The sequence below is a fragment of the Flavobacterium tibetense genome, from assembly GCF_003293845.1.
Lineage (GTDB): Bacteria > Bacteroidota > Bacteroidia > Flavobacteriales > Flavobacteriaceae > Flavobacterium > Flavobacterium tibetense.
This window is the reverse complement of record NZ_QLST01000015.1, coordinates 1-20,803: the sequence shown is the minus strand read 5'-3', so window position 1 is coordinate 20,803 and position 20,803 is coordinate 1. Positions and strand designations below refer to the sequence as shown.

Genomic DNA, 20,803 nt, shown 5'->3' with positions numbered 1-20,803 from the left:
AATTAATTGCCTTTAATTCGAGTAAAATTTTTTTGTAATAGTGTTTTGCCATCACGTTTCGCTTTTGGAACTTCTTTTGCCCAATATATTCCATCAGACAAGGGAATCATTTCGTAACTAAAAGCAAACTGAGGATTTTCTGGATTTTCGCTCAACAAACCAAAGCGCAAATCGTTAAAATACAAGCGATTGTTTTGTTCCGTAATCAAATACCAACCTTCACTAATCTTTCTCAATTCTTGAAAATCATGAGAATCCACCAATTTTTGTTCTAATTCCTGATTTTTGGTATAAAAAGTAAAACGAATCGGCTGTGAATCAAACATGGAATAATCCGCTAAATAATACCCTTCTGAAGTAGCCACATTTGCATTCCAAAGAATACAATTGAAAGCAGTAGGTTTTACAATTAATTCTTGAAAAGTCAGCTGCTGATTCTCTAATGCTTTTTCGAATTGATACACCGCAAAAAGTTTCAGAATACAAGTTAAAAGTAAATACGAAGAACTAATAGCTAATCCTCGAATTAGATATTTTCTTCGAATCAAATAATCTTTATTTTTCCACACGAAAACCAACGAAATCAATAGCGGAATCGTGTACAAAGGATCAATCACAAAAATAGTTTTCAAAGCAAATCGATATTGAAGTGGCCAAAGCACTTGTGTTCCCCAAGACGTAAATACATCTAGTAAAACATGCGTAAGCAAACACCAAAACGCCAATAAAGTAGCACCTTTAAAATTGATTGTGTTCTTTTCAATTTTAGAAATCACCTTACCCAAAACAGGCGACAAAAACACAAAAAAGAGTAGGGAATGACTAATACCTCTGTGAATAGCAACACCATCAACATCACTCAAAAACTTTCCTACTACAATATCCAAATCGGGAATAGTGCCCAAAATGGCGCCGTACAAAAAGGTTTTATTGCCCAGTTTTTTACCAGCTACGAGTTCAGCAGTAGCAATTCCGAGAGCGATTTGTGTTAGTGAATCCATTGGGTGTGTAATTGTGTATCAAAAATACAGTTTTTCAAACGCTTTTGCGTTATTTTTTTAAATCCCTCTAAACATTGTAAAGAATACAATAGGCATCTGCTTTACGTAGTAAAGTCTACAACCCTAAACCTAAAAACCAACTTAGTGTACTTTGTGCCTTCGTCGTGCCCTTTGTAGTTAAAAAAATCGGATTGCCAGTTCAAGTGTAACGTTAATTACTTCCCGATACAAAAGTTAGCAAAAATATTCCCAAGTAACTCATCATTAGTAACTTCCCCAGTAATCTCACCAAAGTAGTGTAGAGCAGAGCGAATATCAATCGCCATCAAATCAGAAGAAATCCCTGAGTCCAAGCCCCATTTCACCTTCTGAATCTCTTCCAAAGCTTTTAATAACGAATCATAATGACGGGTATTGGTCACAATCGTCTCGTTGTTTCTAAGCGCACCGGTGTTCACAAAAGAAAGTAATGTGTTTTTAAGTTCGTCAATACCAATTTTCTGTTTGGCAGAAATTGTTATCAGTTTCAAGTTTAAGGTTTCAAGTTCTTGACGAATGGTTTCAACTTCATCTGTAGTAAGTAAATCAACTTTGTTTAGGATAACAACAAGAGGTTTAAGAGGAAATTTGTTCTTAATTTTCTCGATTTCAACCTGAAACTTTAAACCTGAAACTTGTAATTCTTTTGCATCAAGCAAAAGGATTACTACTTGAGCTTGCTCAATCTTCTCAAAAGTCTTCTGAATCCCGATACTCTCCACCACATCTTTAGTTTCACGAATCCCAGCCGTATCAATAAATCGAAAACCAATTCCTTCTATTACCAATTCATCTTCAATCGTATCACGAGTCGTTCCCGCAATGTCCGAAACAATGGCGCGTTCTTCATTCAATAACGCATTCAATAAAGTCGATTTTCCAACATTCGGTTCACCTACAATCGCTACCGGAATTCCGTTTTTGATTACGTTTCCAACTGCAAACGAATCAATTAAACGCTTCAACACAAATTCAATGCGCTCTACTAAATCATGAAACGCCGTTCTATCAGCAAATTCTACATCTTCTTCGGCAAAGTCTAATTCTAATTCGATTAAGGAAGCGAAATTCAGTAATTCTTCACGAAGTTTAGCAATCTCGTTACTAAAACCACCACGCATTTGCTGCATCGCAATTTGGTGACTCGCCTCATTATCCGAAGCAATTAAATCAGCAACCGCTTCCGCTTGGGATAAATCCAATTTCCCATTCAAAAAAGCACGCAAAGTAAATTCACCTGCTTGTGCCATTTTCGCTCCTTTACGAAGCAACAATTGAATAATCTGTTGTTGTATAAACGTAGAACCGTGGCAAGAAATCTCCACCACATTTTCTCCTGTATACGAATTGGGTCCTTTGAAAATGGAAAGTAATACTTGGTCGTAAGTTTTTCCATTATCTAAGATATGTCCCAAATGAATCGTGTGCGTTTTCTGTTTCGTAATATCCTTCCCAGAAACCGATTGAAAGACTTCCGATGCAATCGTAATAGCATGGGTACCAGATAGTCGAATAATAGCAATAGCGCCCGCTCCCGATGGAGTAGCCAATGCAACAATGGTTTCTTGTGGAATCATAAACTAAAAATTTGGGTATCAATAGCGCAAAGATAACAAGAAGTTGTTGTTTTTCACGAAAAAGCAGTATTTTAGTCGCTAAATTAAACTAACCATGGAAGAAACAACTACTAAAAAAGGTTTTGTTACCAAAGCCCTCGATTTTATCGAAAAAAAAGGAAATAAACTACCCGATCCCGCCATTTTGTTTTTCAGCTTAATGCTATTAATTTGGGTACTTTCAGCCATATTTTCCAATTTTACCTTCACCGAAATCGACCCGCGTTCGGGCGAAGCTATTGGTGTAATTAACTTATTAAGTGGCGCTTCATTAGCAGCTTTTTTGTCCAATATGGTAACGGTTTTCACCAGTTTTGCACCACTTGGAATTGTTTTAGTAGCCATGCTAGGAGTAGGAGTAGCCGAACACGCAGGCTTCATCAACGCTGGATTAAAATCGATGTTAAGTGTGACACCTAAAAAACTATTAACGCCAATGTTAATTTTGGTTGCGATTGTTTCCCACACAGCAACCGATGCGGGTTATGTATTGGTAATTCCATTGGGTGGTGTTATTTTTTATGCCGCAGGTCGTCATCCTTTATCTGGAATTGCAGCTGCTTTTGCTGGAGTTTCCGGCGGATTTAGTGCTAATTTTATTCCTTCAGGAATTGATCCTTTATTACAAGGTTTTACGCAATCTGCAGCACAAATTATTGATCCAGCGATTCAATTGAATCCACTAAATAACTGGTTTTTCACATCAGCGTCAACTTTATTAATTGTTTTAATAGGTTGGTATATTACTGATAAAATTGTAGAACCGCGTTTACAAAAAGTAGCCGTTGAGGTAAATCCAGACGAGCAACCTAAAATGGATGCATTGACGAGTAAAGAAAAGAAAGCATTTATCATCTCTTGTTTGGTAATGTTTATATGTTTATTGGGATTACTATTTTGGGCAATTCCAGCAGATTCAGCTTTACGCGCCGAAACAGGTGAATTAGCTGTATTTACAGCACCATTAATGCGTTCTATTGTACCGTTAATCTTTATCATTTTCTTAATCCCAGGCGTAGTATACGGAATGATGTCAGGAACTTTTAGTAAAACCAAAGATATTATTGATAGCATGACAAAATCAATGAGCGGAATGAGTTATTATATTGTAATGGCTTTTTTCTGTGCATTATTTATTGATGCATTTGCTAAGTCAAATTTAGGAGCTTTATTAGCCTTAAAAGGCGCATCTGGATTAAAGGCAATGGCATTAGCACCAGAAGTTACTATTGTTGGTATTCTATTGCTAACGGCATTTGTAAACTTATTCATTGGTTCAGCATCAGCAAAATGGGCGTTAATTGCACCAATTTTTGTTCCTATGTTAATGCAATTAGGTATTTCACCAGACTTAACTCAAGCTTCTTATAGAGTAGGTGATTCGGTTTCTAATATCGTAACGCCATTAATGCCTTATTTCCCATTAGTAGTAGTCTACTGCCAGAAATATGTCAAAAGCACAGGAATTGGCACCCTAGTTTCCATGATGATTCCATACTCAATCGCCTTCATGGTTTTATGGACGATTTTCTTATTAGTTTATTGGGCAATTGGAATTCCATTAGGATTACAATCTACTTACGAATACATCCCAACACCTTAAAAGTTTTGGTCATTCATAACACAAAAGCAACTTCAAATGGAGTTGCTTTTTTAGTTTTCAGTTGATAGTCGAAGTTTTCAGTCACAGTTTTCAGTCGCAGTTTGTCACATTGTAAAGCGTTTTTTTTATGAACTTATCAATGTAATCAATAGATGTTTAAACTTATCTGACTTATATGTTTAATTAATAGTATGTAATAACCACAGATTACTTCGTCTGTTCGACTTTAGGTCTCGAGTCGCAGATTTTAACCTTTGAGTAATTTTGTGCAAAACATAGTGAAACTTTGGGTAACTAGCACCGTTGAACGTATCTAACTTATTTGTTTAAAAACAAGTAAAACAATTCGTTTTAACTTCGCTTACTTCAATTTCTCAAAAAAGAACAACTCATAATCGGGTAAGACTTCAGGATGTAAAATTTTAATCAAATCTTTGATGACTAAATCGGGACGATTGGGTGCTAATTCGTAGTAAATAACGCCACCTGTTTTTCCTTTTTTGGTACTAAAAGAATAGACGTTTTTGTTTTTTACGGCTTTAAAATATTGGTAATTAGCATTGGTTTTCAAAATTTCATCAATAGAAGTGAATTGTCCAGGACCTATCCAAAAATCAGCATCTTGCGCTTGGTCTAAAACGGTTTCGAAAGACAAAGCCAAACTTCCAGTTCCTTTTGATTCTTTCCAAAGGTAATTGCCTTGTGCTTCGTTTAAGAAAAAAGCTGCCCAACTATCGCCTTGTGGCAGAAACCATTGATCTTTGTAAACAGCTCCCGCAAAAATGGTCGGTTTAGCAGTTATTTTGGAAACCAAAGCTTTGGCCGATTCGTAATCTTTTTTGATTGTATTAAAAATTGTTGCTGCTTTTTCGTCTAAATCATACAAAGCACCAAAGAATTTGATCCATTCCGCTTTTCCTAATGGGTGTTTTTCTGTCCAATCGCTATTGAATAGAATGGTTTGGCCGTTTTTCTCTAAGTTTCGGTAGGTTTTCATATCGCCATCAACGCTAAACCCAATAATTACATCAGGTGCTACATCAAAAATCACTTCGGTATTTAAACTTTGATTGCTGCCAATTTCTCTAATTTTTCCTGTATCAATACGTTTCCTGGCTTTTTCAGAAGAAATATAATCCGTGTTAGGAAAGGCAACTAAAGTTTCTAAAACGCCCAACATTTCTAATGAAGGAATGTGTGTAGTTGAGGTAACGATGATTTTTTGAATAGGGACTTCAATTGCGGTAAACTGCTTTAAACTATCAGGAATTTGAATGCCTTTTTTATGCAAAACGTAGCGGTAATTTTCTTGTGCTTCTGGATAAGCATTAGTTACGGTAATAACAGAAAAACCATCGTATTGATGCAATGAAAAACCGCTAGCATTTTCTATACTGTTTTTTGGATGCAATGCACTATTTGAATTGTTTTCCGATTGCTTGCATTGGATAAAACCAAAAAATAAAACGACTAAAAAGAAATAGTGACGCATGAAAATGTTTTTTGCAAAAGTAGTTTTTTATTTTCTGCTCGCAAAGTTGCAAAGGTTTTTTCGTTAACTTGATATCTTTGTAACGCAAAACCATTAAATTTGTCATAAAAAAATGAGATCAGATTCTAACGAGTTTATTTATGCAGTAGCTACGATTGTTTTAGCCCATTTTGTGATTGGGTTTATTTGGTTGTTTCGAAAAATGAATAAGAAGAAGTAACTTATTCTAATCTAAAGGTTATTGGTACTGTATAAGAGACTCTAACAGGCTTTCCTCTTTGTGTTCCAGGTATTAGTTTTGGCAACTTTTTAAACATATTTCTTGCCGCATCTTCTAATATTTTGTGTGGTCCACGAACATTTACAATTTCAATACTACCATCCTTTTCAATAACAAAACGAATAAAAACCCTTCCTTGAATTTTATTCTCTTGTGCTTCTTCTGGATAATAAAAATTCTTTTGGATAAATTTCGACATCATTTCTTGAAAGCAATCTCTGTGGTTTATTTTGGGTAAAGTTTTGCATTCTTCAAATAATGGAACTTCTTCAACAATAGTTATTGGTATTTCCTCTGGTTCACTATCTGTTGTATAATCTCTAGCAATAACAACTTCAGTAGTATTTTGTCCAAAAACATTGGCAACAACAAAAAGTAAAATAAAAAGTATTTTTTTCATGGATTATTTATCTAAAGTAAAATTTATCGGAATTGAATAAGAAACTTTAAAGGGCTTTCCTCTATGTAAACCTGGAGAAAATAGTGGTAATGCTTCAATGATTCTTTTGGCTTCAGCTTCAAAAAGTGCTTGATATTCGTTTTTTTGTCTAGAGCGAACTTTAATATTGGTTACTTTTCCAGATTTATCGATTTCAAACATCGTTATCACTCTATTTTCTACTTTGTTTTTCTTTGCTTCTTTAGGATATTTCAAATGTTTTTCAACATGCTTTTTCATTTCTTCATAAAAACAGTTTACTTGCTCTTCTTTATTTAATTTTTTGCAATTTTCAAACAAAGGAATTTGCTCAATAACGGCAAAAGGTATAGTTTCATCTAAAGATTCTTCAGAAGATTCAGCAACTGCAACAGATACAGGATATTCGGGGTTATAAGCTACCATTTCATCTATTCTTATTATTTTTGAGTTTTCCAATTTGAATTCAACTTCATATTGTGCTTGTACTTTTACAACTTGATTGTTGTGTTTCGCAGGAATAAATTTTGGAAGCAAATTAAGCACCCGAATGGCTTCATTCTCAAACGCTCTTTTAAATGATGTTGGCTTTCCTTTGGCTTCAGTTACTGTTACTTTTCCACTTTCATCAATTATAAAAGTACAAAAAACTTTAGATTCTAGGTTGACTCTTTTGGCTTCTTCTGGATATATCAAATTCTTTTCAATGTGGGCATTGACATAGTTTACAACACAATCTCTTTGATTGTCTCTCTTCTCATTTTTGCAATTTTCAAAAATTGGAATTATGTCAACTTTGTTAAACGATAGAATTTCTTGATTTTCATTTGAATTCACTTGAGACAAACCATTCAAACTTAAGAGAACAACAAAGTAAAAATATTTTTTCATGTATTTTTTTTCAAATGTAAACAAAAATAAAATACCTTTGCGCTCGAATTTTGGTTGTTGTTTCTGATTTTTCAAAACAACATTAAAAGGGAATCAAGTGCAATTGATTTCAATTTAAAATCGAAATCCTTTTTGGAATTTAGAATTTTAGATTTGGAATTTATTAAATCTTGAGCTGTACCCGCAACTGTAAGCTACTAAGCTTGTTGTTATCTTCAATGCCATTGTTCGCCTAGGCGAACGAGAAGGCCAACAACAAGACGCAAGCCAGGAGACCTGCCACATTCGTTGAGTAACAAACTTTCGGGAAAAAAAGTTTGAGTATGGGTAAATTCTGTGCTTTTCTCCCAGATTTATTAAATTTTATTAACTTTAAAATGAACAAAAAGTTTATTGGCTTAAGTGTGTTTACACTGGCTACTGCTTTTGCGTATGCTCAAGAATTAGATACGCTAAAAGTGAACAACCTTAAAGAAGTGGTTGTTTCAGACACTAAATTTGCACAAAGCAAAGAAAAATCAGGAAAAATTATTGAAGTGATTACTGCTGAAGATTTAGCTAACAAACAAGGTCAATCATTACTAAACGTTCTTAGTCAAGTTGCAGGTGTTGAAGTTAACGGAAATCAATCCGCTAACGGAAAAAACCAAGGTATTTACATTCGTGGTGGTCGAAATCGTCAGGTGGCGATTTACATTGACGGTGTTCCAGTAACAGATGCTTCTAATATTAATCTGGAATATGATTTACGTTTATTACCGGTTGACCAAATTGAACGTATCGAAATTTTAAAAGGTTCTTCAAGTGTGTTGTACGGAACTGGAGCGGCAACTGGAGTAATCAACGTAGTGTTGAAAAAATCAGCTAAAAAAGCGGTAAACGGAAATGCCTATTTTTCTATTGGAACACAAAATGATGCCAATAAAAGCGACATTGATGCCAACGATTTCAACCAAGGATTGAGTATCAATGGAAATCTTGGAAAAGTAAGCTATTTATCTTCTTTAAATAGTACTGAAACCAGAGGTTTTTCAGAAGCCGCAGGAGAAAACTACGAACTTGATATGTTTTCAAGAATTAACTTGATGCAAAAAATTGGTGTTCAAGTCACAGAAAAGCTTTCATTAGATTTCTTCGGAAATTATGACAAACTAAAAAACACTTTTGATAATTCATTTGGCGGGTTTGCTGCTTTTAATGACGACTTAAATAATCGTGGTGAAACGGAGCAATTTCGTTTTGGTTTTAATCCAAAATACCAATACAACAAAGGAGAATTTGTAATTAACTCTGGTTTTGGAAGTTCAAAAAGAGCTACTTTCTTAACCAATTCATGGACTAATTCTGTTGATAATTACAATTACGAATCCAGAAATGTTTCGGTAGATGCTTTCAATCGTTATAATTTTTCGGAGCAATTGTATTTGGTTTTAGGAACCCAATTTCAGTTTTTTGATATGGATCAAAATACCAATGGGATTATTGATGTGATGCGTGAAAATGCCAAATTCAACATCATTGATCCTTATGCAACTGTTGTTTATAATTCCTCTTTTGGGTTGAATATAAATGCTGGTGTTCGTGCCAATAACCATTCAGAATACGGCAGTCATTGGGTATACAGTGTCAATCCAAGTTATCAATTTAAAAATCTTCCTTTGCGTTTGTTAACGTCTTATAGTACGGCTTATATAACGCCAAGTTTATACCAATTATACGGTCCGTTTGGCAACACTACTTTAACTCCAGAAGAAAATGCAACAGCAGAAGCTGGTTTTGAAACGAAACTTTTCAACGAAAAATTGACTATAAATGCGGTTGGATTCTATCGTCAAGAGAAAAACACGTTTGGTTTCTTTTTTGATTTCACAACATTTGATGCTTTCTACATTAACAATGAAGGAAAAAACAATGCCAAAGGTGTGGAAACCAATGTCACTTTAGAAGTAAACAAGAATATCAATTTTTCAGCGAATTATACCTTTACTGAAGTCGAGCAACAATTCAATCGTTTTATTCCAAAAAACAAAGTAAATGCGAGTGCCAACTTCAAAATCACGGAAAAACTTGGCACTTCTTTAATGTACCAATATGTTTCAGATAGAAGCGATGCTTTTTATGATGAAGCCAATTTTGTAACTGAAAATGTAAATTTAAGTGCTTATCAATTGATCAATGCCAATGTTCGTTACCAAGTAATCCCAAATCGATTATCATTATTTGGCGCAATTGACAATATTTTCAATGAAGAGTTCCAAGAAGTCATTGGTTACAATACCAGAGGAAGAAATTTTAGAATTGGGATGAATTTTCAGTTTTAATCGCAAACAAAAAGAGAGCATTTTCGCTCTCTTTTTTTATTCCAAATACATTTCAGTTCCAAACAGTCGCATGGATTTACTATCTTCAAAATGTTGGAAAATTTTATCTGGTTGTAGAATACGAATTCTTCCATTGGTTTGAATGTAATTCAATGCTGTATTTAAAAGCGGATCTGAAGTTTCTCCAATTACTCCTAAATTTCCAATATCTTCCAATTGTTCTACGGTTGCTGGAAGTCCGTTAGTGTAATCACTAAAATTATCATTATTGGCAATTTTCAAAACAATAGGTTGCATCGCATATTTATGCCTTGGGTTCACATTTTGTTTTCTGAATGTTGGCGAGTCGTAAACGGTAATAGAGCCCACATTTTTTCCTGCGGTTGCATCACCAATTTGAATCACATCAATATACGGTTTCAAACCGTTAATTACCAATTCACTTGCCGAAGCAGAGCGTTTAGTAGTTAAAACATACACTTTGTCTAAATTCAAATGGTTGATGCTAGAGCCGTTATTTAAAGTTGCTGTAAATCGGTTTAAAAGTTGTTCTGGATTAAAAATGCTCTCTAATTTGTAATTCCATTGTTGTTTAGCAAACACTTGAGTGTTGAATTGCCCTGTAATCATGCTCGCCAATCGTGTTGCTGTATTTACAGAACCACCCGAATTGTAACGTAAATCCAAAACCAAATGGGTAATTCCTTCACCTTGGAAGAAAGCAAACGCATTGTTCAGTTCTGTTTCATAAGCACCATAAAATCCGTTATACATCAAATAACCTACTTTTTGACTTCCTTGTGTAATCACTTTTCTTACATATACAGGATTTTCAGAAAAAGTAGTTTTGGTTAATGAAACACTTAATCCATTAGGAGTAATGGATCCACTATCAAAATCAGCCATATTAAGCGTGTAGTTGTCTTGCCCTAATAAACTTCTGAAATTAGAAGTTGTTAGACTAATTCCATTAACAGCATAAAAAATATTGCCACGTGCAATTGGTTTTGAAGCAGCATCCGAATTGGGTAAAATATAGCGCACCCAACCAAAAACTTCTGTTGTGCTTCCATTTTTTAGTCGTAATTCATAATCCACACCATTGTTTTTTTGTGTACCACTTAAGGCTTGTTCTAGTGCAGTATAATCCGAAAAAATAACACTATAACGATCAATTTCTGGAGCCACTAATAAATGATTAAAAAACGCTTCTGGCGTTCCAAAAGAATTGATGAAATTTTGATAATCTTGCGTATTTGCAAAACGATTGTCTGCCAAATCTGCCGAATCTTCTAACCAATAATAATATTGATTCAATCCTTTCCAAATAAAATCATTCACTGAAGTACTTCTTGGGTTGTCGTCAAAATCTTCTGAGCAATTTACAAACGACGTAATTAATAGTAATCCTAGTACTATAGCTATAAACTTTTTCATAGTTAATATTTTTTTATAAATTTAAAATTATTTTATGATGTAACAAAAACAAATAACATTCGTCTAGCTAATATAACCAATTACGAAAAATGAAGCCACTTGAGTTTGAAAATCTAATTGCTCCTTTCAAAGACAAAGTCTTTCGGTTTGCCAAACGATTATTGGTAAGTACCGAAGAAGCAGAAGATGCTACTCAAGAAGTGATGGTTCGTTTGTGGCACAAAAAGGAAACTTTAACAAATTACAATAGCGTTGAAGCTTTAGCCATGACCATGACGAAAAATTTTTGTTTGGATCAACTCAAATCAAAAAGGGCATCAAATTTGCAATTGGTACATAGTAATTACCGTGATAATCAAGTTGGAATTGACCAACAATTAGAAGCGAAAGACAGTTGGAATTGGGTAGAAAAAATGATAAACGAGCTTCCCGAGCAACAACGATTAATTATACAAATGCGTGATGTTGAAGAGTTTGAATTTACAGAAATTGCAGCCATTTTAGAAATGAATGAAACTGCTGTTCGAGTAGCCTTATCGCGCGCCAGAAAAACCATTAGAGAACAATTAGTAGCAAAACATAATTATGGACTTACAAACAGTTGAAATACTACTAGAAAAATATTTTGAAGGAACTACTTCAATTGCTGAAGAAAAACAATTAAAGGCCTATTTTTCTTCGCAAGATGTAGCGCCACATTTGGAGCATTACCGCAACTTATTTGGCTACTTCAAAACAGAAAAGGAAATAGAATTTGACAAAAAACTTCCATTACAACCTAGCAAACAGCCTACTGTAAAATGGATTGGTATAGCCGCAAGTTTTGTATTCCTTTTCGGAACTGCTTGGTTTTTTCTTAATGAGAATGCCCAATCAAGCAAGGATTTAGGAACCTTTGAGAATCCTGAAGAAGCTTTTCAAGCTACACAAGAGGCTTTGCAGCTTTTATCTGGAGAAGTGAACCAAGGAATAGAAGGTGTTGCCGTGTTAAAACAATATGAACAAACCAAAAGAATCATTTTTAAAAAATCTAATAAAAAATAAACAAGATGAAAAATATAATTTTAAGTGCCGTTTTTTTATTGAGTACAACTTTAGTTTCGGCTCAAGGTGTTTTTGATAAATTTGAGAACAACGAATCTGTAGCAACTGTAGTCGTGAGCAAAAAAATGTTCGAAATGATGAGTAAAGTCAAAGTAGATGCCAAAGACAAAGAAGCGCAAAAGTATATGGGTTTACTCAAAAAATTGGATAATTTAAAAGTTTTCATGACAAGTAATTCCAAAACGGCAAACGAAATGAAATCGACTGTTACGAGTTATTTGAAATCAAATCCATTAGAAGAATTAATGCGCATGAACGATGGTGGTCGTCAGGTGAAAATTTATGTAAAATCAGGAGCGAATGAAAACATTGTAAAAGAATTGCTGATGTATATTGAAGATCCGTCATCAAAAGACAAGCAAGCCATTGTAATGTCGTTAACAGGAACGTTTTATTTGGATGAGATTTCTGCTTTAACAGAAAAAATGAATTTACCTGGTGGAAACGAATTGAAAAAAGCATCAAAAAGCAAGTAATATGCGTCAAATTACATTGATTTTATTGTTGTTTTTTACTTTCGGATACAGTCAAAAAACGATTAAAGGAAAAGTCTTAGAAGCTACAACTTCTGAGGCTTTGCCTTTTGTAAACCTTTTTTCTTCAGAAAGTAATCAAGGTGTTTACACCAATCTAGAAGGTTATTTTGAGTTTCAAATTCCAAATAGCGTTCAATCCATTACCATAAGTTGTTTGGGTTATAAAACGATTGTTATTCCAATTGAAAATTTTAACGAAAAAGAACAAATCATTCGTTTGGAGGCCGAAGAATATGCATTGGAAGAAGTTGTTGTGGTCAATAAACCGCTTCATGAAATTATGAATAATTTGGTATCCAATTCTAAAAATCAATTGGATAGAGATGTAAAATTGGACACGTATTATCGTGAATTTCTAAAAATAAACAATCAATATTCTAAATTTTCCGACGGATTAGTTACTTATTATTTGCAACCCAAACGAAAAGACAAAGTAAAAGCCAATGTAGTAGTAAACGAGAGTAGAGCGTTTGAAATTACGGCTGCCAATGATTTAGAGTACGAAGGAAAAGCAGATTTGGCCGCTATGGATACGTTTTTTAACTTCAAAGATGCTACTGATAACTTTTTTAATTTCAATATGATTGAAAACTTTTTAACGAATGCGAAAAGTTCTAAAAAGTATGATTTTCAAATTAAAACTTACCAAACGCAGTCGGGAGTTTCGTTTGAAAAAATTGTGATTAAACCATTGCCAGAAGTTCAAGAATTGTTGGTAGAGGGTTATATTATTTATGATGCTGCATCAAAAGTGATTATGGAATACGATTTGCAATTGGCTGACACGCACAAACAATATTCAGAACTTCGAAATATGGTGCTTTTTAAATTCAAACTAAACGATTTACAAGTGAAAGTTTCGTTCCGAATGGAAAACGGCAAGTATATTCCTAATTACAACAAAACGGTTTTTGATTTGTATATGAAATTTGGTAAGCAAATCAATGATAATTTGTCGGGAGTTTGTGATTTATTGGTGAATAATTATTCCAATACCAATGTAATTTTACCAGCCAAAGAAACGTTTTACACCAAACGCTCTTTATATGAAAATGGCATGAAACACCATTCTAATTATTGGAAAAGCAATTTAGCCATGCCGCTTTCTGCCAATGAAGAAGCCGTTTTGAACCAATTAATGAATTAAGCTATGAGAAATATAATTTTACTACTGACTTTCGTATTCGTCTCTTGTTCCAATGAACCTACTTTGCAAAAATACTTTGTAGAAAATTCAGAATCAACGGAGTTTTTCGCTATCGATATTGCGCCATCTATTTTAAAAACCGATGCATTGACTTTAACAAGTGAAGAAACTGCTGCGCTAGATGCTTTCAAAAAGATGAACATTTTGGCATTCAAGAAAGATTCTATCAATGACGATAAATACAATTCGGAAATAACCAAAGTAAACACCATTTTAAAAGACGAACAATACGAATCGCTTATAAAATATGGTTCCAATACAAATGGTGCCGCTATTTATTTTGCAGGAGAAACTGATAAAATTGATGAATTTGTATTAGTAGCCAACCAAAAAGAAACCGGTTTTGCTATAGTGAGAATTTTAGGTGATGATATGGATGTCAATCACGTAATGACTTTATTCCAATTGCTCCAGAAATCAAATGTAGATATGGAACAATTAAAGCCGTTGCAACAATTTATGAAGTAGTTATTGAAAAGTCCCGATTGGGGCTTTTTTTAACTAAATTTTTTTGGAATTTGAATCAATCGACTAAAATCAGTTTTCCAAATATCTAATTCAAAAAGTTCATTATTCTTATCTACATTTAACACAGCTGTTACAATAACATCATCTAAATCTTTAAAAACACATTCAGCAATTTGTTTCCCAAAGTCACGTTTGTTTTCGCTAACGTTTTTTGGAAACAAAAGTAAGCTTCCCATACCACCATCATTCATATCTACTACTTGCAACTCTTTTTCTAAATCATAAGGTATCATAAAAGAAGATTTACTTAATAAGTGCATTATTAAAGATAATTCAAAATCTTTTAAATTTCTTTTATCAGATTTCATAAAATTCAACTTTATTAATTTTTATAAGTCAATTAAGCTTATTTGAAAAATGCTATGGTTAATGTTGAAAAACTAACTTCACAATTTCAAAAATAACTATATTTGATAAGTATTATTTGATTTAAAGAAACAATTTTACAAAAATTGATTGTTTCAAAAGCAATGGAAAGAAGAAAATTTAAAATTTTGTGACCATGGAGGGATTTGAACCCTCACGCCCTTGCGAGCACCACCCCCTCAAGATGGCGAGTCTACCGTTTCTCCACATGGCCTAAAATAGAAAAGACGCTGCTGGGCAACGTCTTTTAAGGTTTTGTGACCTGGCTGGGGCTCGAACCCAGGACCCCATCATTAAAAGTGATGTGCTCTACCAACTGAGCTACCAAGTCAATGCATTCTTGAAAATAATTTACTTTTGTGACCTGGCTGGGGCTCGAACCCAGGACCCCATCATTAAAAGTGATGTGCTCTACCAACTGAGCTACCAAGTCATTTTCTTTTCTTGAATGCGGGTGCAAATATATAACCTTAAATTTATTTTTCAATGGCTTTTTCTTATAAATTTGTCTTTTTTTTGAAATTAATTTTTAACTCCTTAATTTATAAGGAATTATTTAAAATATGAAAATAATACTCTTGGGTTATATGGCTTCTGGAAAATCTACAATTGGAAAAGAACTTTCTGAAATTGTAGGAATTCCCTTTTATGATTTGGATGGAATTATATCCGAAAAAGAAAATGCATCAATCAATTTTATTTTTGAAACCAAAGGAGAAATTTACTTTAGAAAAGTAGAACACCAACTGTTACAAGAATTTCACCAACAAAAAGATTCTTATATTTTAGCATTAGGTGGTGGCACGCCTTGTTATGCCAATAATCACTTGTTGCTACAAGACGAAACCGTTCATTCGTTTTATCTTAGAGGAAGCATAGCGACATTGGTAGCGCGTTTACAGAAAGAAAAAGCATTACGTCCGTTAGTTGCGAATATTCCAAATGAAGAATTAACTGAATTTGTAGCCAAACACTTGTTTGATCGCAATTATTATTACCAACAAGCGAAACACACCATCGCAATTGATGCTAAATCAATAGAAGAAATAGTTGCAGAAATTACTAGCAAACTAACTTAAATACGCATAACTCGTTTCTTCTTCAAAAACAACTTGAATGTGTTCTTGTAACGATGTAGAAAGTGACAATCCTTTGAAATCAGCTTTAACTGGGTATTTTTTGTGATTTCTGTCGATTAGCACGGCTGTTTTGAATTTTCTAAGCGGTACATCTAGAAAATGTTTTACGCCATAAATTAGCGTAGTTCCTGAATTCAGCACATCATCTACTAAGACCAAACCTTTATTGCTATACATTTCTTTGGTAAGCGAAGTTGTAATTGGTTCTTGTGGATTTTGCTTGTTGATTTGAACTTCACACAAAATCACTTTTAAATCGGATATGCGTTCCAATTCGGTAGCAATTTTTTGAGCAAACTTGAAACCACTGTTGGCAATACCAGCAATAACTACTTCTTCTTCATTGGCAAAAGTTTCGAAGATTTGGTAACTAATACGCTTGGTTTTATGAACAATTTCTTGGTGCGTTAAAATGATGTTTTGCATGTTGTGTTATTTTGCTTCAAAGATAAAAAAGAGTTCTTTACCTTCACGTGGTTTTATGGAATTATGTGCTTTTTCTAAGGTTTTAATTTCGAATTTATTTGAAAATAGTTCCGAATATTCTTCTTTGCTTCCTCCAAACGGCGGACCTTCATTGGTAAGCGGAAAATCGAATAGCAAACCCGCTAATTTTCCATTGGGATGCAATAATTGGAGCATTTTGGAAACATAATCGGTTCTTAATTTGGGATCCAATGCACAGAAGAAAGTCTGTTCCAAAATCAAATCGAAAGTCTCGTTTAATTCGAAGAAATCGCCAAGCAATAAATGGCTGCTGTATTCAGGGTTTCTTTTTTTAATGGCTTCCAATGGAGATGGAGCAATGTCAATCACAAAAACATTGGTAAAACCTTTTTGGATGAGGTAATCAAACTCATATCCATTTCCAGCACCTGGAATTAGAATTTTTAAGTCTTTATTGGTTAATTGATCAATATAATCTTTTAAAGGTGTGGTTATTGTTCCTGCATCCCAACCTGTTTCGTTGTTTTGGTAGCGGGTTTCCCAATAGGTTTTATTCAGTTCCATCTTCATCGGTATCAAAGTCATTGGTATAATCATCTATATCGCGACGTTCTTTTTTGGTAGGTCGACCTGTTCCATGGGCACGATAATGGTCTTTACTTAGTTTTAAAAGTTCCAAATGCGCAAAAGCTTCTTCTGGTGTTTCATCTTTGCGATACATATCCACTAATTTGGCTCCTAAACGATTTAAAGGAATGTCTAGCACTTTAATTTGGTAATTGATTTGGTCTTTTCGAAGCACAATTTTATCCATAGGAAATACCTCACGAGAAGCTTTTGCCGTTTGTCCATTTACGCTTACATGTCCTTTTTTAATGGCTTCAGTAGCCAAACTTCGGGTTTTATAGTAGCGTATGCACCATAAATATTTATCTATTCGCATCTAAAATCAAAAATCAGTGTTAATATTTGTACAAAAATAAAGGAAAATTGTATCTTGCGGCATTAAATTTTAAATAATAATGAAGCAGTTAAACAAGTATTTTTTACTTTTAATAAGTTTGGGTTTTTTGGTGTCATGTAAAAAAGATGATGATGTAACAATTCCACCACCAAGAGACAGACAAGAAGTGTATGATGAAAACCTTTCGGAGATAGAAACCTATTTGCAATTGAGTTACATGACTTTAGATGGCGATATGAATGTAACTATTGATTCTATTCCTGATGGAGGAAGTCAGGTTTCTATTTGGGATCAAACGGCTTATCCTTTGCAATACATTACTGTTAAAAATGATTTAAGAGTATCTTTGTTAACAGATGGAAGAATTGTTGATCCTGTAGACTATAAATTGTATTACATTGTGTTGAACGAAGGAGGAGGGCAAACGCCTACATCTATTGATTCAACTTTTACTGCATATAAAGGATGGAATTTAAGTAACACAACTGTTGATCAGAACAATACAGGTATTTGGTTTAGTTTTCCAGAGAATCAAATTTCTTCAATTTCAGGATTTAGACAAATTTTATCGGTTATTAAAACAGCAACAGGTTCAACAGCAAATTCAAATGGAACTGTGAGTTATACCAACTTTGGAAATGTTATAGTTTTTATTCCATCGGGCTTAGCTTATTTTAATACGATACGACCAAATGTAGCAAGATACAAACCAATTGCTTTTCAGATTAAATTATTGGCTCGAAAACAAAGAGATCACGACAGTGATAGAGTGCTATCAAATTATGAGGATTTAAATGGAAACAATGACTTTTTTGATGATGATACTGATGGCGACAAGATTCCAAATTTCCTTGATAAAGATGACGACGGTGATAGTATATTAACAAAGAATGAATTAACTTATGACGTTAATGGAAATGTAATTTTACCATTTGATGATTGTGATGGCGATGGTATTCCTAATTACCTAGATACTGATCCTTGTCCTTAAATATAGAATCCCGATGTAAATCGGGATTTTTTTTGTCTTGCCGTTTTTTCGTTTTTTTAAGTAGAAAGTGTTATTCTTTCCTTACACTTTAAAAATGGCGAGTAGCCATAAACAGCTTTTTGAAATTTTGAGTTAACGTTTGGTAGCTTGCATTAGAGGTGAAACTTTTAGCACTGACCAAACAAATATAACTAACATTTTATTTATTACCCCAGCGTACTTTCCTGACTTTTCATTGGTACAAACCGCTACTAGCTGCTGTCGTTTATTTATTCATTCAATCGATTCTCAATATCCATTTGTTGATGGAGAATTCTAATAATTTCTATTTCGTTTTTTTTCTCGTTGATTATATAGAAAATCAAATGAGATTTAACCCTCGAACAAAAGTATCCTTTTCTTACGTGTCCAAAATCTGATCCTGATTTTGGTTTTAAACATAAATATTCAATCTCGTCAAAAAGTAAATTCAAATACCTGTCTGCTTGTTCTACAGACCAAGTTTCGATTGTATAGAGCCAGATTTTTTCAAGGTCATTTGATGCTTCTTTACTTATTTTGTAAATCATTTACTCAAATGTTTGTTTTGCAAATCTTTTAAAAAAGTATCTTTATTAAAATTTTTTACAAATCCAGATTTTTCTCCTTTTTTGAGCTCTTTGATTAGTTCTACTTTTTTTGATTCTTCTTGCTCAAACATTCTTAATGCTGTTCTCACAACTTCACTTGCTGAAGAAAACCGACCACTTTTTACTTGCTGATTGATAAAATCATCAAAATAATCTCCCAATAAAATTGATGTGTTTTTTGCCATGACATATTTATTTAAAAAAACAAATATACCAATTTTTGGTATAATGTTAAATTTTATGAAGATTTTTTTATGAATGAAGGTAACGTTTCGCGGCTTTAAGAAGTTGGGGATTTGTAAGTCCGAAACTTTCGATTAAACACCTAAAATCAAAAGTACAAAACAAACTTTAAATTAATCCCGAAAACCCCAATTTCTTAAAACCGCTGTGTGTGCCCTGCATATGCAGGACACACCCCGAAAGCTTTTCAAATAGTTCAAAAATACAAATTTTGACTACAAAAACTAATTTTCGGGGTGTTATTTTTCCAGAGGGTGTGAGTCCCTTAACCGCGAGAGTAACGTCTCGAAGGTTTAGTACGTGACAAGGTGGTTTACCGCGAGGTATGCACTGAAGGAAGTCAAACGGCAAAAGTCTGTACTGACGAACAGAAAGTACATAAGAGGCATAGCAGTAAGGATGAGTATCCACAGCAATACGAAGTCCAAAACAGTGTTCTGAACATGCTACTAAATCAGATTACTGTCATGTAGATGTACCAGGAATAGACGGAAGGAAAAAGCGGTTACTAGGGGAGGTCTCTTAGATTACGAGTTAATCACAAAGAGAAGTCAGCAGAGGTCATAGTACTTGAAAGCAACGAGGTGTGAATAGATACCGCACAGGTCTCACAAACAAGGAAGGACTGAACGCAAAGAGGTTTTCAATAAGTAATGGAATCTTGCCTAGGTAGATAGCCCTACTTAACGAAAACAGGTTAAAACAAAACTAAGATGATTGAAAAAGTAGTACATCCATACAACTTTCAAAAAGCATTGGAACACGTCATTGCCAATAAAGGTAGTGCAGGTGTTGATGGCGTTTCTATCAAAGAACTCCGCAAGGTATTCCCAGAAAAGAAAGACCAGTTAATTATGGAAATAAAACAAGGAAATTATCAAATTCAACCCATTTTAGGAATAGAAATTCCCAAAGGCAACGGAAAAACCCGATTATTGGGAGTTCCCACAACAAGCGAACGAGTGTTGCAACAAGCGGTTTCACAAAGCATCGCACCTTTATTTGAACCCGAATTCAAACCCAGCAGTTTTGGATTTAGACCTAACAAAAATGCCCGACAAGCCGTTGGACAAGCACGGGACTACATCCATTCAGGACTGAACCACATTGTGGATATTGACTTGAAAAATTTCTTTGATGAAGTTGACCATTGTTTACTTCTGAATTTGTTGTTTCAAAAAGTGAAATGCAAAACCACAATGCAACTCATTCGCAAATGGCTTCGAGCACCGATTAAAATCAACGGAAAGCTACGAAAACGAAGAAAAGGCGTTCCGCAAGGTTCTCCTTTAAGCCCACTATTGTCTAACATCTTACTCCATCAATTGGATAAAGAAATGACCCGAAGAGGACATAAATTCGTTCGTTACGCTGATGATTTTAGTATCTACTGCAAGAGCCATAATCAAGCGAAAGCTACGAGCGTAGTGATTGAAAAGTTCCTTAAGAACAAGCTCAAACTAACCATCAACGAGGAAAAGAGTGGGATTAGAAAACCCTCTAACTTTACGTTACTTGGCTTTGGATTTGTGCCCGTTTACAATAAAGGAA

At 34.0% G+C, this 20,803-nt stretch carries 22 protein-coding genes, 3 tRNA genes and 1 riboswitch; of the genes, 10 read left to right on the top strand and 15 right to left on the bottom strand.

Going from position 1 to position 20,803, the window contains the following annotated elements; all coding sequences use genetic code 11:
- Nucleotides 1-2: 2 nt before the first annotated feature.
- Both DPN68_RS11170 and mnmE read right to left on the bottom strand, forming a co-directional pair.
- Nucleotides 3-1,001, bottom strand: a complete 999-nt coding sequence (locus DPN68_RS11170) for a metal-dependent hydrolase (protein ID WP_113989731.1) — start codon at nucleotides 999-1,001, stop codon at nucleotides 3-5.
- Nucleotides 1,002-1,216: 215 nt separating this feature from the next.
- Nucleotides 1,217-2,617, bottom strand: coding sequence for a tRNA uridine-5-carboxymethylaminomethyl(34) synthesis GTPase MnmE (mnmE, locus tag DPN68_RS11165; RefSeq protein WP_113989730.1), 1,401 nt, complete (start codon nucleotides 2,615-2,617; stop codon nucleotides 1,217-1,219).
- Nucleotides 2,618-2,711: 94 nt separating this feature from the next.
- On the opposite strand from mnmE, the gene DPN68_RS11160 reads away from it, so the two are divergent.
- Nucleotides 2,712-4,259, top strand: a complete 1,548-nt coding sequence (locus DPN68_RS11160; protein ID WP_113989729.1) for an AbgT family transporter — start codon at nucleotides 2,712-2,714, stop codon at nucleotides 4,257-4,259.
- A gap of 361 nt (nucleotides 4,260-4,620) precedes the next feature.
- On the opposite strand, the gene DPN68_RS11155 is transcribed toward DPN68_RS11160, so the two are convergent.
- From DPN68_RS11155 to DPN68_RS11145, 3 genes are all read right to left on the bottom strand, one after another.
- Complete coding sequence (locus tag DPN68_RS11155; protein WP_113989728.1) at nucleotides 4,621-5,751, bottom strand: ABC transporter substrate-binding protein; 1,131 nt, start codon at nucleotides 5,749-5,751, stop codon at nucleotides 4,621-4,623.
- A gap of 221 nt (nucleotides 5,752-5,972) precedes the next feature.
- Nucleotides 5,973-6,431, bottom strand: a complete 459-nt coding sequence (locus tag DPN68_RS11150) for an energy transducer TonB (RefSeq protein ID WP_113989727.1) — start codon at nucleotides 6,429-6,431, stop codon at nucleotides 5,973-5,975.
- A 3-nt stretch (nucleotides 6,432-6,434) separates the two neighbouring features.
- Nucleotides 6,435-7,340 (bottom strand): energy transducer TonB, encoded by a 906-nt coding sequence (locus tag DPN68_RS11145; protein ID WP_113989726.1) that lies wholly within the window; start codon nucleotides 7,338-7,340, stop codon nucleotides 6,435-6,437.
- Nucleotides 7,341-7,374: 34 nt separating this feature from the next.
- A riboswitch (cobalamin riboswitch) is annotated at nucleotides 7,375-7,638 on the top strand.
- A gap of 79 nt (nucleotides 7,639-7,717) precedes the next feature.
- Here DPN68_RS11145 and DPN68_RS11140 point away from each other — a divergent pair.
- Nucleotides 7,718-9,661, top strand: coding sequence for a TonB-dependent receptor plug domain-containing protein (locus tag DPN68_RS11140; RefSeq protein WP_113989757.1), 1,944 nt, complete (start codon nucleotides 7,718-7,720; stop codon nucleotides 9,659-9,661).
- A 36-nt stretch (nucleotides 9,662-9,697) separates the two neighbouring features.
- Here the strand turns inward: DPN68_RS11140 and DPN68_RS11135 are convergent, their stop codons facing one another.
- Nucleotides 9,698-11,098: a S41 family peptidase gene (locus tag DPN68_RS11135; RefSeq protein WP_113989725.1), complete on the bottom strand. Its 1,401-nt coding sequence runs from the start codon at nucleotides 11,096-11,098 to the stop codon at nucleotides 9,698-9,700.
- Between the two features lie 89 nt (nucleotides 11,099-11,187).
- Between DPN68_RS11135 and DPN68_RS11130 the strand changes: the two genes are divergently transcribed.
- The 5 genes from DPN68_RS11130 to DPN68_RS11110 are packed head-to-tail and all read left to right on the top strand — an operon-like array spanning nucleotide 11,188 to nucleotide 14,413.
- The gene (locus tag DPN68_RS11130; protein ID WP_113989724.1) at nucleotides 11,188-11,703 is read left to right on the top strand and encodes an RNA polymerase sigma factor; all 516 of its coding nucleotides are present in this window, start codon (nucleotides 11,188-11,190) and stop codon (nucleotides 11,701-11,703) included.
- A complete protein-coding gene (locus tag DPN68_RS11125; protein WP_113989723.1) occupies nucleotides 11,684-12,142 on the top strand; it encodes a hypothetical protein in 459 nt (152 codons plus the stop codon). Before DPN68_RS11130 ends, DPN68_RS11125 begins: the two co-directional genes overlap by 20 nt.
- Before the next feature lie 5 nt (nucleotides 12,143-12,147).
- Entirely contained in the window at nucleotides 12,148-12,678 is a 531-nt protein-coding gene (locus DPN68_RS11120; protein ID WP_113989722.1) for a DUF4252 domain-containing protein, read from the top strand.
- Between the two features lies 1 nt (nucleotide 12,679).
- Nucleotides 12,680-13,885: a carboxypeptidase-like regulatory domain-containing protein gene (locus tag DPN68_RS11115; RefSeq protein WP_113989721.1), complete on the top strand. Its 1,206-nt coding sequence runs from the start codon at nucleotides 12,680-12,682 to the stop codon at nucleotides 13,883-13,885.
- Between the two features lie 3 nt (nucleotides 13,886-13,888).
- Entirely contained in the window at nucleotides 13,889-14,413 is a 525-nt protein-coding gene (locus DPN68_RS11110; protein WP_113989720.1) for a DUF4252 domain-containing protein, read from the top strand.
- Between the two features lie 29 nt (nucleotides 14,414-14,442).
- On the opposite strand, the gene DPN68_RS11105 is transcribed toward DPN68_RS11110, so the two are convergent.
- From DPN68_RS11105 to DPN68_RS11090, 4 genes are all read right to left on the bottom strand, one after another.
- On the bottom strand, nucleotides 14,443-14,781 hold the full coding sequence (locus DPN68_RS11105) for a DUF6984 family protein (RefSeq protein ID WP_113989756.1): 339 nt from the start codon (nucleotides 14,779-14,781) through the stop codon (nucleotides 14,443-14,445).
- 189 nt (nucleotides 14,782-14,970) lie between these two features.
- Nucleotides 14,971-15,053 (bottom strand) — tRNA-Leu (locus tag DPN68_RS11100).
- Nucleotides 15,054-15,097: 44 nt separating this feature from the next.
- Nucleotides 15,098-15,170: transfer RNA gene (locus DPN68_RS11095), tRNA-Lys, on the bottom strand.
- Between the two features lie 29 nt (nucleotides 15,171-15,199).
- Nucleotides 15,200-15,272: transfer RNA gene (locus DPN68_RS11090), tRNA-Lys, on the bottom strand.
- A gap of 130 nt (nucleotides 15,273-15,402) precedes the next feature.
- Here DPN68_RS11090 and DPN68_RS11085 point away from each other — a divergent pair.
- Nucleotides 15,403-15,918: a shikimate kinase gene (locus tag DPN68_RS11085; RefSeq protein WP_113989719.1), complete on the top strand. Its 516-nt coding sequence runs from the start codon at nucleotides 15,403-15,405 to the stop codon at nucleotides 15,916-15,918.
- On the opposite strand, the gene DPN68_RS11080 is transcribed toward DPN68_RS11085, so the two are convergent.
- From DPN68_RS11080 to DPN68_RS11070, 3 genes are read right to left on the bottom strand one after another with little or no spacing between them, the layout of a single operon-like run.
- Nucleotides 15,910-16,404, bottom strand: a complete 495-nt coding sequence (locus DPN68_RS11080; RefSeq protein WP_113989718.1) for a phosphoribosyltransferase domain-containing protein — start codon at nucleotides 16,402-16,404, stop codon at nucleotides 15,910-15,912. The genes DPN68_RS11085 and DPN68_RS11080 overlap by 9 nt on opposite strands.
- Nucleotides 16,405-16,410: 6 nt before the next feature.
- Nucleotides 16,411-16,989 (bottom strand): methyltransferase domain-containing protein, encoded by a 579-nt coding sequence (locus tag DPN68_RS11075; RefSeq protein WP_113989717.1) that lies wholly within the window; start codon nucleotides 16,987-16,989, stop codon nucleotides 16,411-16,413.
- On the bottom strand, nucleotides 16,976-17,368 hold the full coding sequence (locus tag DPN68_RS11070; protein WP_113989716.1) for an RNA-binding S4 domain-containing protein: 393 nt from the start codon (nucleotides 17,366-17,368) through the stop codon (nucleotides 16,976-16,978). Before DPN68_RS11070 ends, DPN68_RS11075 begins: the two co-directional genes overlap by 14 nt.
- A 79-nt stretch (nucleotides 17,369-17,447) precedes the next feature.
- Between DPN68_RS11070 and DPN68_RS11065 the strand changes: the two genes are divergently transcribed.
- Nucleotides 17,448-18,380, top strand: coding sequence for an FKBP-type peptidyl-prolyl cis-trans isomerase (locus tag DPN68_RS11065; protein WP_113989715.1), 933 nt, complete (start codon nucleotides 17,448-17,450; stop codon nucleotides 18,378-18,380).
- Nucleotides 18,381-18,649: 269 nt separating this feature from the next.
- Here DPN68_RS11065 and DPN68_RS11060 read toward each other — a convergent pair whose 3' ends face one another.
- The gene (locus DPN68_RS11060) at nucleotides 18,650-18,949 is read right to left on the bottom strand and encodes a type II toxin-antitoxin system RelE/ParE family toxin (RefSeq protein ID WP_113989714.1); all 300 of its coding nucleotides are present in this window, start codon (nucleotides 18,947-18,949) and stop codon (nucleotides 18,650-18,652) included.
- The gene (locus tag DPN68_RS11055; RefSeq protein ID WP_113989713.1) at nucleotides 18,946-19,194 is read right to left on the bottom strand and encodes a type II toxin-antitoxin system ParD family antitoxin; all 249 of its coding nucleotides are present in this window, start codon (nucleotides 19,192-19,194) and stop codon (nucleotides 18,946-18,948) included. The genes DPN68_RS11060 and DPN68_RS11055 overlap by 4 nt, the downstream gene beginning before the upstream one ends.
- Before the next feature lie 771 nt (nucleotides 19,195-19,965).
- Here DPN68_RS11055 and ltrA point away from each other — a divergent pair.
- A partial coding sequence (gene ltrA / locus DPN68_RS11045; RefSeq protein ID WP_113988696.1) for a group II intron reverse transcriptase/maturase occupies nucleotides 19,966-20,803 on the top strand: 838 nt, incomplete at its 3' end.